Below are 14,303 nucleotides of genomic sequence, written 5' to 3' on the forward strand. Positions count from 1 at the left end.
GGCCTGAAGTGAGAACGCGCCCTTTTGCAGGATGCGCATATAAAAACACCGGGCCGATCGGAGCAAGGCTCCATCGGACAATTGCCCGTGTCCGCGCGCATCAAGGCCCCGCATTCCACGCGACGGGACAGATCGAGCGCCCCTCGCGCTGCAGTGCAGCAAATTCAGCCGGCCTGAGCGAGCTGCGGCTCGGGCGTGGCGCCGCCCGTCAGATGACGATATTGCGCAATCGGGCCAGGTTTGCCGATCAGATAGCCCTGCACCTCGCCGCAGCCGACGCTGGCCAGAAATGCCAGTTGGCTCTCGGTCTCGACGCCTTCGGCAATCACCGGCAGATTCAGACGATGCGCGAGGCTCAGGATCGCCTCGACGATCGCCGCGGAATCGGGGTTGATCTCGAGTTTGCGCGTGAATGCTTGATCGATCTTGATCTTGTCGAACGGAAACGACTGCAGATAAGACAGCGACGAATAGCCGGCCCCGAAATCGTCCATCGCGACGCGAACGCCGCAATTCTTGATCCGCCGGAGGATCCCGATGGCGCCACTGAAGTCGTCGATCAGCACGCCCTCGGTAATCTCGACCTCGAGTCGCTTCGGGTCGAGGCCGGTTTCGAGCAGCACCTGCAGGATCAACGCCGGCACATCGAGCCGCCCGAAATCGAGCGGCGAGAGGTTGACCGCGATGGCCAGCGGTTTCGGCCAGGAGGCGGCTTCGCGGCAGGCGCTGCGGAGCACCCATTCGTCGATCGCTCCGATCAGCCCGGTTTCTTCCGCGAGCGGAATGAAGGCCGCGGGCGACACCATGCCGCGGACCGGATGGCGCCAGCGCAGCAGCGCCTCGAAGCCGACGATCTCGCCCTTGGTGGTCGCCTGGGGCTGGTAGTGAAGCTCGAACTCGTCGTTCTGCAACGCCAATGCAAGTTCGCGCTGCAAGGCGCGCTTCTCGCGAATCTGCAGGTCCATCGCCGGCTCGAACACGCAGACGCTGCCGCGCCGTTCGTTCTTCGCTCGATACAGCGCGACGTCGGCATGCGCGATCAGGGTCTCCGCGTCGTCGCCGTCGCGGGGATAGATGCTGACGCCCGCGGTCGACCCGACCCGGATCGCATGGCCATCGATGTCGAACTCGACGTCGCAAAGTCGCAAGACCTGGCTGCAGATCTCCTGCAAGGCATCGGCGGCCTGATCCGGTTGCGTCACGATCGAGAACTCGTCACCACCCGGCCGCGCCAGAAAGCCCCAGTGGCATGTCTCGGTCAGCAGCGCCGCCATCTTGGCGAGCACGGCGTCGCCGACCGACTGGCCGAAGACATCGTTGATCTCCTTGAACCGGTCGATTCCGAGCCGGATCACAGCGAAACTCGCGTGCCGCTCGCGGGCGACCGCCAGACTCTGCCCGATCCGCTGATTGAATGCCGCGCGATTGGGGAGACCGGTGGCGATATCGTGCAGCGTGACATAGGCGAAACGCTGTTCGGCCATCTTGTAGTCGGTGACGTCGGCCTGCTTGGCGATCCAGCCGCCGTTCGGCAACGGCCGAAATTCGAGCCTGATATGGCGGCCATCGCTTAGCTCGACGACTATTTCGGATGGTCCACCGCCGGCGCTCGCGGCTTTGATCTCCGACAGTTGTTCGATATCCGTGAGCTGATTGCCGCAGACGCGGAGGATCTCGACCAGTTCGGCCAGCGTGGCGCCGGCGAGCGGCTGGCCGGGAGGGATGGCATAGATGTCGAGAAAGGCCTCGTTCCACGCCTCCAGCCGCCCATCGGGACTGAACAGGCAAAAACCGTGCGAGTCTTTCTGCACTATGGCGTCGAGCACCATGACGCGTTCGGCAAGGGCGCTGCGGACGTTGTTAGTCCCCTTCGCGCCGGACCACACGGCCATGGCGACGGTCACCGTCATCCCGAGGATCGTCACGATGACGATCGCCAGCGCGACATCGCGAACAACTGGCTCGGAGGGAACGGCCAACAGCAGCCCAACGGTCAGGGCGCTTGCAAGGCAGCAGCCCGCCGCGACGCACGCCGCGATCACCCAGCCTCTACGCACCCGCCCCGAACTGATCCGGGTGAAGCGCAGCGCTCCGGCCGCAGCCATGGCGCCCAACAGACACAGCGCGAGCCCGAGACCAACGAGCCCTGCATGTTGGCCATCCCATGCGTGGAAGAATTGAAGCATGCCTGATCCAGATCAGCGAAGATGCCTCACCATCGCACCGTAGTTTTGCCTATTGCTTAAGGGTCGATCCGAAAGGAGGCCCCCCGGATGCGGGTCACGCGGACGAATTCGGCGCGCCGGTTCACTATTTGTGGAATCAACCCCTTGTTCACCATCAACGCCGGTGAAACCTACACCGCCATCTTCCGGTGCAACACCGGCGCGCCGGCGATGAGGCTCTCGGCCGCGTCGATGATCGCGTTGGCGTCGATGCCGTAGTGCCGATACAGGTCGGCGATGTTGCCGGTTTGGCCGAAATGCTCGACGCCGAGCGCTTCCATGCGATGGCCGCAGACCGCCCCGATCCAGCCCAGCGTCGCCGGGTGACCGTCGAGCACCGTGACGATGCCGCAACTGCGCGGCAGCGGCGCCAGCAGCGTCTCGATGTGACTCGCGCGGCGCGACCCGCGATGCGCGCGGCGCAACCGGCGCGCGGCGGTCCAGCCCGCGTGCAACCGATCGGCGGAAGTGATCGCCAGCAGCCCGACATCGCGGCGACTGTCGCCGAGCAAGCCGACCGCTTCGATTGCTTCGGGCGCGACCGCGCCGGTGGTGGCGATCACCAGTTCGCAATTCGGCCCCGGTCGACGCAGCCAATACGCGCCGTCGACGATCGACTTCTGCAAATCGGGGGTCATCATCCGCTGCGGCTGCTCGATGGTCCGCGTCGACAGCCGCAAGTAGACCGAGCCGCCGGCGCGCATGCCGTCCGCGGAATCGCCGCCCTCGACGTCGTCGCGCTGCATGTGCTCGAAGCCCCAGCGCATGATGACGGCAAGTTCGTCGACAAAGGCCGGCTCGAACGACGCCAGCCCGTCCTGCGCGATACCGATCAGTGGCGTCGCGATCGACTGATGCGCGCCGCCTTCCGGCGCCAGCGTGATGCCCGACGGCGTCGCCACCACCATGAAACGGGCATCCTGATAGCAGGCATAGTTCAGCGCATCGAGGCCGCGCTGGATGAACGGGTCGTACAGCGTGGCGATCGGCAGCAGTCGCTCGCCATTGATGCTGTGCGACAGCCCCAGCGCCGACATCAGGATGAACAGGTTCATCTCGGCGATGCCGAGTTCGATGTGCTGGCCCTTCGGCGAAAAGTCCCAGTTGAACGTGGTCGGGATTTTCTCGCTGCGGAACAGGTCCGCCTTTTCGGCGCGGGCGAACAGGCCGCGGCGGTTGACCCAGGCGCCGAGATTGGTCGAGACGGTGACGTCCGGCGATGCGGTGACGATGCGCGAGGCCAATTCGGTCTCGCCGCGCGCCAGTTCGTTGAGGATCAGGCCGAAGCCCTGCTGCGTCGACATCTCCGGCGCGGGCTTGAATGCCAGTTGTTGCGGCACCTCGAGCACCGGCGCGCTCAGCCGGCGCTCGCCACCGGTATTGATCGGGGCCGTCTTCAGAAACGCATCCAGCGCGGCCGCATCCTGCGTCAGCCCCTCGAACCGATCCCATTCGTGGCCGGGCCGGACGTTCTGCGCCGTGCGATAGGTCTCGATCTGCGCCGGCGTCATCAGGCCGGCGTGATTGTCCTTGTGGCCCTGGAACGGCAGGCCGACGCCCTTGATCGTGTAGGCGATGAAGCAGACCGGGCGGTCGTGATCGATCTGTTCGAATGCCTCGAGCATGCTGGCCATATCGTGGCCGCCGAGATTGGACATCAGCGCCAACAACTCGTGGTCGTTGCGCGCATCGATCAGCCGCGACACCTCGGCCTGGTCGCCGATCTCGTCGAGCAACCGCTTGCGGAACGCCGCGCCGCCCTGAAAGCACAGCGCCGCGTACATCTGGTTGGGGCAGTTATCGATCCAGCGCCGCAGCGCCTCGCCACCGGGCTCGGCGAACGCCTGCTGCATCAGCCGGCCGTATTTCACGATGACGACGTCCCAGCCGAAATTGCGGAACATCGACTCGAATTTCTCCCACAACCCCTCTCGCACCACCGCGTCGAGGCTCTGGCGATTGTAGTCGACCACCCACCAGGTGTTGCGCAGGCCGTGCTTCCAGCCTTCGAGCAACGCCTCGAAGATGTTGCCCTCGTCCATCTCGGCATCGCCGACCAGCGCGATCATCCGGCCTTCTCGACGGTCCTTCATCCAGCCGTGCGACTTGACGTAGTCCTGCACCAGCGAGGCGAACAACGTTTGCGCCACGCCGAGCCCGACCGAGCCGGTCGAAAAATCGACGTCGTCGGCATCCTTGGTCCGCGACGGATAGGATTGCGCGCCCTTGAAGCCGCGGAAATTCTCCAGCCGGGCGCGGCTCTGCCGCCCGAACAGATACTGGATGGCGTGAAAAATCGGGCTGGCATGCGGCTTGACCGCGACGCGGTCCTCCGGCCGCAGCACCGAGAAATACAGCGCCGACATGATGGTCGCGAGCGACGCCGACGAGGCCTGATGGCCGCCGACCTTCAGCCCGTCGGCGTTGGGACGGATGTGGTTGGCGTGGTGGATCGTCCAGGTCGACAGCCACAGCACCTTGCGCGACAGCGCAGTCAGCATGTCGAGACGTAGTCGGCGCTGCGGCATGGCGATCACCCGGTGTTCTGTCCGCCGAATCTACGACGAATCGCAAACCGGGACTTCTCAAATCCCGGCGACAACGCCGGCCGGATTGGGATATCCTGCCAATTCAGACCTCCAATTGGCGATTTCATTCCAATGCCGGATCTCGACGCGATCGATCGCAAGATACTCGCCAGCCTGCAGGCGGACGGCCGCATCACCATGCAGGAACTCGCCGACAAGGTCGGACTGTCGGTGTCACCCTGTCATCGCCGGGTGAAGCTGCTGGAGAGCCGCGGCGTGATCACGCGCTACACCGCGCAGGTCGACCAGAAGGCGATCGGGCTGCATGTCAGCGTGTTCATCTCGATCAAGCTGACGCGGCAGAAGGAGGAAGACCTCGCCCGCTTCGCGCGGGCGATCTCGAAGTGGGACGAAGTGCTGGAATGCTATCTGATGACCGGCAACCGCGACTACCTGCTGCGCGTCGTCGCCGCCGATCTCGCCGCCTATGAATCGTTCCTGAAGACCAAGCTGACGCGGCTCGACGGCATCGCCTCGATCGAGTCGAGCTTTGCGCTCAGTCAGGTGAAATATTCGATCGCGCTGCCGGTGTAAGGCGCACGGTCTCTGCGTCATTGCGAGGAACAAAGCGACGAAGCAATCCAGCGCCGAGCACTAAGCCTCTGGATTGCTTCGCTTCGCTCGCAATGACGGATCCATAGCGCTTCGTTCCCCCGGCCTCACGGATTCGGGCTGGGTTCGGCCGGCACCGGCGGCTGCTTGCGGCGCAGCCGCTCGCGATGTGCGGTGTAGATGCCGCTGGCCATGATCACGGCGGCGCCGACGAAGGTCCACAGGTCGGGGATCTCGCCGAACACGCCGAAACCGAGAAACGTCACCCAGACCAGCTGGCTGTAGGTGAACGGCGCCAGCACCGAGGCGTCGGCGTAGCGATAGGCCAGCACGACGATCCACTGCCCCATGGTCGAGGCGAGGCCGACCAGCACCCCGATCAGGATGTCGTGCCAGCTCGGCGTCACCCACACGAACGGCACCATCGCGCTGAGCGCCACGAAGCCGACCAGCGCCGAAAACGTCATGGTGACAACGACGCGGTCGGCGCCGCTGATCATCCGGGTGAGGATCAGGGTGAAGGCCCAGGTCAGCGCCGACAGGATCGGAAAGATCGCCGCCGCGTTGAACGCCGCCGAGCCCGGGCGGATCACGATCAGGACGCCGAGCAGACCCACCGCGGTCGCCGCCCAGCGGCGGATGCCGATCGCCTCGCCGAGCAGCACGATCGACAGCGCCGTGACGAACAGCGGCGCCACGAACGATGTCGCGGAAGCTTCCGCGATCGGCAGGAACTGCAATCCGGTGATGAACAGCACCGACGAGGCCACCAGCGCCAGCGCCCGCAGCACCTGCAGCTTCGGCCGCGCCGAGCGCAATGGCGACGCCGACGTCAGCATCACCGGCAGCATGATCAGGAGAAATACCAGGAAACGGATCCAGCCGATCTCGATCGGCGGCAGCGTGCGCCCGAGATATTTCGCCATCGTGTCGGAGCAGGCGAGAAACGCCGTCGAGGCGACGATCAGCGCGATGCCGCGCAACGGATGGTCGGCATGGCGAGCGGTCAGGCGACGGCTCGATTCATTCGCGGATGGCAAGGTGATGGTCACGGATCCAGCAGGGCAATGAAGTGGGAAATCGCTCGGTCATTCAGCGGCAGACCAGTCAAGTAACAATCCGACAAAACGATGTTCGTAGCCGCCGCGCAAGCGCGGAAATCAGGACGCGGCTATGCACGCGGCGACTCGGCGGCGGGCTGCGCCGGCCCCGGCCTCGCTCACAGCATCGGCAGGCTGGCCGGTTCGGGCCCGAGCGGACAGGCCTGGTCGATCGCCGCGATCTCGTCATCGGAGAGCCGCAGCGATCCGGCCGCGGCATTGTCGGCCGCATGCGCCGGGTCGGCAGCCTTCGGGATCGCGAACAATGACGGCCGCCGGGTCAGAAACGCCAGCGCCACCTGCCGTGGCGTGGCGCCATGGGCCTCGGCGATCGACTGCAGCAGCCGCCCCTCCGTGCTGCGCGGCAGGGGAAACTCGTCATGACCGAATGGTGAATAGGCGGTGACCGCAACGCCGTGCGCCTCGCACCACGGGATCACCGCATGCTCGATCGCGCGCTCGCGCAGATGATACAGCACCTGATTGCAGGCGATCCTGTCCGGCCCCGCGACCTTGAGCAGTTCCCACAGATCGCCGACGTCGAAATTGCTGACGCCCCATGACCGGATCTTGCCGGCGGCGACCAGTTCCTCGAACGCCGCCACGGTTTCCGCCAGCCGATATTGCCCGCGCCAATGCAGCAGATAGCAGTCGAGCCGGTCGGTCTTCAGCCGCTTCAGCGAGCGCTCGCAAGCGGCGACGGTGCCGCGCCGCGAGGCATTGCTCGGCAGCACCTTCGAGACCAGGAACACCTGGTCCCGCCGGCCGTCGATGGCCTCCGCCACCAGCGGCTCGGCATCGCCGTACATCTCGGCGGTGTCGATATGCGTCATGCCGAGGTCGAGGCCGCGCCGCAGCGCGGCGATCGCCGCCGTCCGGTCACCCCGGTCGATGTACCAGGTGCCCTGTCCGATCGGCGCAATCTCCGGCCCGCCCCGGCCGAATTTGCGCGTGTCCCCACTCAATGCGAGCTCCTGTTGTCACTCCGCCGCCGCCATCATCGGCTTCGGCGCCGCGCCCCTGCCCGGCTTCAGCCGGAACTCATAGGTCATCAAATGCCACGGCCCCGACGCCGCGCGGCCATCCGGCATCACCGCATCATCGCGCAATTCAATGGTCGAAATCAGGTCGTCCTTGACGCCGAACACCGCGTCGGACTCGAGATATTTGTCGCCCTCGATGAACACATGCGTGATCAGCGGCTCGTAGCCCGGCGCATCGACCAGAAAATGCACGTGCGCCGGCCGCATCGGATGCCGCTGCGAGGCGAGGATCAGTTCGCCGACCGGACCGTCGATCGGGATCGGATAGCTGCACGGCAGGATGGTGCGGAACGCGATCCGCCCGTCGCCGTCGGTGACGAACCGCGCGCGCAATGACGGGCCCTCCTCGGCGTAGGACTGTTTCTGCGAATCATAGAAGCCGTCGTCATCGGCGTGCCAGACGTCGACCGGCACGCCGGCCAACGGATTGCCGGAAAGATCGGTGACACGGCTCTGGACATACATCCGCTCGCCCTCGACACCTTCGGCAATATCGGCGCCATGCGGCATCGGTTTGTGCTCGCCGACGTAGAACGGCCCCAGCACCGTGGTCTCCGTGGCGCCGCCGCGCTCGCGATGGTTGACCGCATCGACCAGCATCGAGACGCCGAGCACGTCCGACAGCAGGATGAACTCCTGCCGGCTCGGGGTGCATTTCTGCCCGGTACGGGTGAGGAAATCGATCGTTTTCTGCCACTCCTCGAAGGTCAGGCCGGTGCGGCGGACATAGTCGTGCAGCGAACGGACCAGTTCGCGCATCAGATGCTTGAGCCGCGGATCAGGCGTATCGTCGAAGCTCGCGACGACGGCTTCGGTCAGCTCGGTTTCGTCGAATTGTGGCATATTCCAATCCCGGTTGGCGACGGCGAAAGCTACATCAGGCATTCCCATGTGATAAGCGCTGCGCTTGCAGACCGGCCTGCGCGGCCCCTCCTTGCCGGGGGGGCGGATCGTGTGCTCAAAATCGCACAGACCGACTGCCAACCCGCTTCGCCAAGAGACAATCGCCGCGGATTTTCAGTTACCAGATTCGTGGAACCGCACCGCAAGCTGCGACGCAACGGTGCGTGAACTGGACATCGTCCTACCGTGATGGAGTATCGAATGCCGGCCCACCCCCAAAAGTCACGCGCTCCCGCGACCGGTTCTGCTGCCGATGCGGGCATGTCCGAACCCGCGCTGAACCGGATCGACGATCATCTGAAGCGGGTCTATATCGACCCCGGCAAGTTCGCCGGCACCCAGACGCTGGTCTATCGCCGCGGCCGGATCGTCCACCAATCGTCACTTGGCCACGCCGACCGCGAACGCCAGGTGCCGATCAAGGACGACACAATCTTCCGCATCTATTCGATGACCAAGCCGATCACCTCGGTGGCGCTGATGATGCTGTTCGAGGAAGGGCGGATCGCACTCGACGATGCGGTGGCGAAGTACATTCCGGAATGGGCCGATCTCGGCGTGTTTCAGGCCGGCATCGGGCCGCTGTTTCTGACGAAGCCGCCGGCGCGCCCGATGCAGATCGTCGATCTGCTGCGGCACACCTCCGGCCTGACTTACGGCTTCCAGAATCGCACCAATGTCGACGCCGCGTATCGCGACAAGGGCATCGGCGCGTTCGAGAAAGCCGGCACGCTGGACTCGTGGATAGCGGATCTCGCCCGCATTCCGCTGGAGTTCTCCCCCGGTGAGGCCTGGAACTACTCGGTCTCGACCGACGTGGTCGGCTATATCGTGCAGAAGATCAGCGGCATGCCGTTCGAACAGTTCGTCAAGCAGCGCATTCTCGATCCGCTCGGCATGACCGACACCGATTTCCACGTCCCTCCGGAGAAGGCGCACCGCCTCGCCGCCTGCTATTCCACCGACGGCAAGGGCGGCATGACGCTGCAGGACGATCCGGCGACCAGCAGTTTCCTCGCACCGCCCGACCTGATCTCGGGCGGCGGCGGGCTGCTCTCGACCTCTGCCGACTATCTGAGATTCTGCCGGGCGCTCTTGAACGGCGGCGAACTCGACGGCGTCCGCCTGATCGGGCCGAAAACGCTGGCGCTGATGACCACCAACCACCTGCCCGGCAATCGCGACCTCACCGAAATGTCGCGCTCGATGTTCAGCGAGGCGACCAACGCCGGTATCGGCTTCGGTCTCGGCTTCGCGGTGAACATGAACCCGGCCCTGACGCTGCTGCCCGGCAGCGCCGGCGAGTATTATTGGGGCGGCGCCGCCTCAACCGCGTTCTGGATCGACCCGGCGGAGGAGCTGATCGCCATCTTCATGACGCAGTTGCTGCCGTCGAGCAGCTATCCGATCCGCCGCGAACTGCGGGCGCTGGTCTACGGCGCGATCACCGAAAGCAATCTCTGAGCTCGGTCACTGGCGATCGCGCAGATGCACGACGGCGACGTCGTCGGCATAGGCGCGATGCCAGCCGGCGCGGCGATCCATCAGGCCGATGATCGGCGCGTGCGCCGGCAACAACGTCGCATCGATGTCGTAATCCACGATGAAGCGATCGAGCGCGGCCGTATCGCGGCCCGCAACCGCGCGAACCATGTCCATCACCATTCGCTCGCCGTACAATTCGGCGCGGCCGTCGATGAACACCGGAACTCGACGCGAGATCAGATAACCGCCGAACTCGTAGCCGTTGAGAATACGCTCGGCGCCGTTCCGTTGCGCCGCGGCCAGCGCTTGCTCGGGCATTTGCGTTTCAACGAACTGATAGGTCAGTCGCGGCGCGACCGCGATCGTCGCACCGACGATCGCCAGCACAGAAGCGACCGCGGCCCAGCCCGGCAGCACGAACTCGGCTTTCGCGCCCGGCGGCGGCGTGCGCCGGGATGCGAGCTGTTCGGCCCAGGGCCGCGCCAGAGCCAGAGGTGCCAAGAGGGCGAAGCTCTCGATGCTGCGAACATGCGCGAGCGCCATGTGCAACAGCCCGAGCAGCAGCAGCAGCCGCGGCCACGGCAGCGACAGACCTCGCCACAGCGCCACGCCGATCAGCGCCAGGATACTCGCCTCGAGCGGACCGAACCGACTGAAATCCGCCGGCGCCCATTCGCCCAGGGTGGTCAGCACCTCGCCGAGGCTGAGGATCTTGCCGGCCGCAATCAGCGTGTTCCAGCCATAGGGCGTGGCGCAGCAACTCGCCAGCGCCGCGACACCGAATGCGCCCCAACGCAGGGCCAGCGCCACGCGCCGTGCGGGGTCCGCCTGCCGCAGCGCTTCGAGCGCGGCCGGAGCGATCAGCAGCAGGCCGAGCCCGAAGCCGCCATGAATGTTCGCCCACAGCGCAATGACGATCAGCAGCGCCCATCGTGGCGCCGCCTTGCGATCGGCCGCGTCGATCAGACCGATGAACCATCCGACCATCAACGGTAGTGCCAGGACGTGCGGCCGTGTCAACAGATGCGGGACCGTCAGCGTCACCGCGAGCATCGTGAGTGCCGTGGTCACCAAAGCCGACGCGTAGCGCTCGAGATACGCAGCGAACAGCGCAAAGGCCGATGCCGCGGCGAAGGCCGTCACGATCACCGGACCGACCCAGCCCGCCTTCATCGCGAGCGCGAAGATGACTTGCGCCAGCCAGGACGACGACATCCATGGCGCACCCGCCTTGGTGAACGAAAACACGTCGGTGGTCGGCACCGCGCCGTGCGCGAGGATCCAGCGTCCGGTCTCGATCTGCCAGAAGGTGTCGGAATCCTGCAGGAAGGAGTCGCCGATCGCAAGCAGGTACACCAATGCGCCGCAGCCGACCAGCAGCGGCAGCACGCCGCCTTTGCCTGCGGCGGTCTCGGACGATTGGATCGCCTGCAGGGTCACGGCATGGCTCGCAGCACGGGAGAATCGCCCCGAATAGGCCATATGCGGCGATAACGTCCGGTTAACCGGACCGTGACCGCAACGAGCGGCGCGTCACTTCCCCGGCCAAACCGGCTTGCGCTTCTCCGCGAAGGCCTTCAGGCCCTCTTTGGCGTCTTCGGTCATCGCCAAGAGCGCAATCTGGCTTTCGGTGTAGGCGATGCTCTCGTCGAACGACATCGACGCGATCGCCCGCATCGCGTATTTGCCGCGGCGGATCGCGGTCGGTGATTTGTCGGTCAGCCGCTTGACCAGCCAGTCGACCTTGGCGTCGAGCTCGCCGCCCGGCACCACGTAGTTCAGCAGGCCCGCGTCGCACGCGGTCGGCGCATCGAACGGCTCGCCGGTCAGCGCCCATTCATTGATCAGCCGGCGCGGCGCGATGTCCTGCAACAGGCTCATCACCTGCATCGGGAACACGCCGACCTTGACCTCCGGCAGCCCGAACAGGACGTGATCCGCCGCCACCGCCATGTCGGTCATGCACAGCAGGCCCATGCCGCCGGCCATGCAGGTGCCGTTGACGCGGGCGATCGACGGCTTGGTGGCGTTCTGCGCCAGCCGCAGCAGATCGGCGTAGTCGACATTCGGCTTGGAGAAGTCGAACGAGAACGCGGCCCCGGTGGATTGCAGGTCGGCGCCGGCGCAGAACGCCTTGTCACCGGCGCCGGTCAGTACAATCACGCGCACCGACGGATCGTCATGCGCCTGCTTCCAGCCGGTCCTGATGCCTTCGACCACACCGGCATTGATGGCGTTGCGCTTGTCGGGACGGTTGATGGTGATCCACAGCGCCTGATCGCGCTGTTCGATGATCACGGCGTCATTGCTCATGGTCGGTCTGTCCTCAGGTCTCGTCATTGCGAGGAGCGAAGCGACGAAGCAATCCAGCTCAGCGCACGGAGCTTCTGGATTGCTTCGCTTCGCTCGCAATGACGGGGCAAATGTTCTTCCGTGCTGCTACGAAACTTCGATTTCCGCCACGATGCGGCCGGTGGTCACCTGCTCGCCTTCGGCGACGTCGATCGCGATGATGCCCGATGCCGGCGCCAGATGCACGTGCTCCATCTTCATCGCTTCCAGCGTCAGCACCGGCTGCCCGGCCTCGACGCGGTCGCCGGCCTTGACCAGCACCGCGACGACGCGGCCGTTCAGCGCCGCGCGCAGCTTGCCGTCGCCGCCTGCCGCCGCCGCGCGCTGCGGCGCCGCGCGCGTCCGATCGACCACGATGTTGCTCACGCCGAGCCGCTGCACGAACAACCGCTCGCCGTCGCGGTGATAGACGGCGGATTCGCGGAAGTCGCCGGCCTGGAAACGGATGCCGTCGTCGGTGAGGTGCTCGACCGTGAACGAGGTCGCGCGACCGTCATGGCTCACGCGATAACTGCCGTCCCGCGTGCGAACGACCTCGCAGGTCTGCGTCCGGCCGTCGATCTCGAACCGCAGCGGCGTCGGAAACAGCGCGGCCAGCGAGCGCCCCGGCCGATGCGGCGACGCGTGCCGATCGGTGACGTAGAGCAGCAGCCCAGCCAAAGCGGTCGCCGGCACCGCATCGTCCGGCAACGCGCGTGTCAGCGCGTCGCGATGCTGCGCAATGAACGCCGTGGTCGCCTCGCCGCGCGCGAACGCCTCGTGCCGCAGGCACGCGGCGAGGAAGCCGCGATTGGTGGTGACGCCGAACGCGAAGGTGGTGTCGAGGCCGTGGATCAGCTTGCGCCGCGCCTCGTCGCGACTGCGGCCCGTCGCGATGATCTTGGCGATCATCGAGTCGTAGTAAGGCGGGATCGCCTCGCCGGATTGCAGCGCGTGCTCGACGCGCAGTTCCTCCGGCATCCGCCACAACGCCATCCGGCCGGACTGTGGCATGAAGTCGTGATCGGCGTCTTCCGAGCACAGCCGCACCTCGATCGCGTGGCCCTTGAACGTGACATCGTCCTGGCGCAGCGGCAACGGCTCGCCGGCGGCGATGCGCAGCTGCAGCTCGACCAGATCGAGCCCGGTGATCGCCTCGGTCACCGGATGCTCGACCTGCAGCCGCGTATTCATCTCCATGAAGTAGAACTGGCCCTGCGCGTCGAGCAGAAATTCCAGCGTGCCGGCGCCCTCGTAGCCGATCGCCTTCACGGCGTTGACGGCGACCGTGCCCATCTGTTCGCGCAGCGCTTCGGAAACCGCCGGCGACGGCGCTTCCTCGATCAGCTTCTGGTGGCGGCGCTGCACCGAGCAATCGCGCTCGCCGAGATGGATCGCAGCGCCGTAGCGATCGCCGAACACCTGGATCTCGATGTGGCGCGGATCGACGATGGCGCGCTCGAGAATCACGGTCGGATCGCCGAACGCGCCCTGCGCTTCCGAGCGCGCGCTGCGCAGCGCGTCCGGCAGCGCCGCTGCGTCCTTCACCAGCCGCATGCCGCGACCGCCGCCGCCGGCGACCGCCTTGATCATCACTGGGAAGCCGATCTTGCCGGCCTCCGCGATCATCGCCGCGTCGCTCTGATCGGCGCCCTGATAGCCGGGCACGCACGGCACGCCAGCCTTCAGCATGATCTCCTTGGCGCCAGCCTTGTTGCCCATCGACGCGATCGATTCCGCCGACGGGCCGATGAACACCAGCCCGGCATCGCGGCACGCGGCCGCGAAATCCTCGTTCTCGGCGAGGAAGCCATAGCCCGGATGGACGGCATCGGCGCCGGCGATCTGGGCGGCTTCGATCAGCACCGGAATGTTGAGATAGGATTGCGACGGCTGCGCGCCGCCGATCGCCACCGCCTCGTCGGCGGCGCGGACATGCGCGGCATCGACGTCGGCCTCGGAATAGACCGCGACCACGCCGTAGCCCATCCGGCGTGCGGTGCGCATCACGCGCAGCGCGATCTCGCCGCGATTGGCGATCAGGATTTTGGTGAAAGGTGTGGATTTCAACATGCG

The 14,303-nt window shown here is 65.9% G+C and carries 10 protein-coding genes; 2 read left to right on the forward strand and 8 right to left on the reverse strand.

The features are described 5' to 3' along the window. Nucleotides 1-164: 164 nt before the first annotated feature. Both RPB_RS16390 and RPB_RS16395 read right to left on the reverse strand, forming a co-directional pair. Nucleotides 165-2,105 carry a putative bifunctional diguanylate cyclase/phosphodiesterase gene (locus RPB_RS16390; protein WP_245258245.1) on the reverse strand — a complete coding sequence of 647 codons (1,941 nt, stop codon included), beginning with the start codon at nucleotides 2,103-2,105 and terminating at the stop codon, nucleotides 165-167. Nucleotides 2,106-2,356: 251 nt separating this feature from the next. Next, a complete protein-coding gene (locus RPB_RS16395; RefSeq protein ID WP_011442131.1) occupies nucleotides 2,357-4,753 on the reverse strand; it encodes a transketolase in 2,397 nt (798 codons plus the stop codon). A gap of 132 nt (nucleotides 4,754-4,885) precedes the next feature. Here RPB_RS16395 and RPB_RS16400 point away from each other — a divergent pair, with 132 nt between their 5' ends. Beyond that, complete coding sequence (locus RPB_RS16400; RefSeq protein ID WP_011442132.1) at nucleotides 4,886-5,347, forward strand: Lrp/AsnC family transcriptional regulator; 462 nt, start codon at nucleotides 4,886-4,888, stop codon at nucleotides 5,345-5,347. Between the two features lie 125 nt (nucleotides 5,348-5,472). Here the strand turns inward: RPB_RS16400 and RPB_RS16405 are convergent, their stop codons facing one another. The 3 genes from RPB_RS16405 to RPB_RS16415 form a co-directional block, all read right to left on the reverse strand. Further along, complete coding sequence (locus RPB_RS16405) at nucleotides 5,473-6,405, reverse strand: DMT family transporter (protein ID WP_011442133.1); 933 nt, start codon at nucleotides 6,403-6,405, stop codon at nucleotides 5,473-5,475. Nucleotides 6,406-6,584: 179 nt separating this feature from the next. Continuing rightward, nucleotides 6,585-7,430, reverse strand: coding sequence for an aldo/keto reductase (locus RPB_RS16410; RefSeq protein WP_011442134.1), 846 nt, complete (start codon nucleotides 7,428-7,430; stop codon nucleotides 6,585-6,587). A gap of 15 nt (nucleotides 7,431-7,445) precedes the next feature. Continuing rightward, a complete protein-coding gene (locus RPB_RS16415; protein WP_011442135.1) occupies nucleotides 7,446-8,351 on the reverse strand; it encodes an intradiol ring-cleavage dioxygenase in 906 nt (301 codons plus the stop codon). A gap of 261 nt (nucleotides 8,352-8,612) precedes the next feature. On the opposite strand from RPB_RS16415, the gene RPB_RS16420 reads away from it, so the two are divergent. Next, nucleotides 8,613-9,875: a serine hydrolase domain-containing protein gene (locus RPB_RS16420; protein WP_011442136.1), complete on the forward strand. Its 1,263-nt coding sequence runs from the start codon at nucleotides 8,613-8,615 to the stop codon at nucleotides 9,873-9,875. A gap of 6 nt (nucleotides 9,876-9,881) precedes the next feature. Here RPB_RS16420 and RPB_RS16425 read toward each other — a convergent pair whose 3' ends face one another. From RPB_RS16425 to RPB_RS16435, 3 genes are all read right to left on the reverse strand, one after another. Next, on the reverse strand, nucleotides 9,882-11,336 hold the full coding sequence (locus tag RPB_RS16425; RefSeq protein WP_041798294.1) for a hypothetical protein: 1,455 nt from the start codon (nucleotides 11,334-11,336) through the stop codon (nucleotides 9,882-9,884). 93 nt (nucleotides 11,337-11,429) lie between these two features. Continuing rightward, nucleotides 11,430-12,209, reverse strand: coding sequence for an enoyl-CoA hydratase/isomerase family protein (locus RPB_RS16430; RefSeq protein WP_011442138.1), 780 nt, complete (start codon nucleotides 12,207-12,209; stop codon nucleotides 11,430-11,432). A 126-nt stretch (nucleotides 12,210-12,335) separates the two neighbouring features. Next, nucleotides 12,336-14,300, reverse strand: coding sequence for an acetyl/propionyl/methylcrotonyl-CoA carboxylase subunit alpha (locus RPB_RS16435; RefSeq protein ID WP_085978164.1), 1,965 nt, complete (start codon nucleotides 14,298-14,300; stop codon nucleotides 12,336-12,338). Nucleotides 14,301-14,303: the final 3 nt, after the last annotated feature.

This window comes from Rhodopseudomonas palustris HaA2 (assembly GCF_000013365.1).
Lineage (GTDB): Bacteria > Pseudomonadota > Alphaproteobacteria > Rhizobiales > Xanthobacteraceae > Rhodopseudomonas > Rhodopseudomonas palustris_J.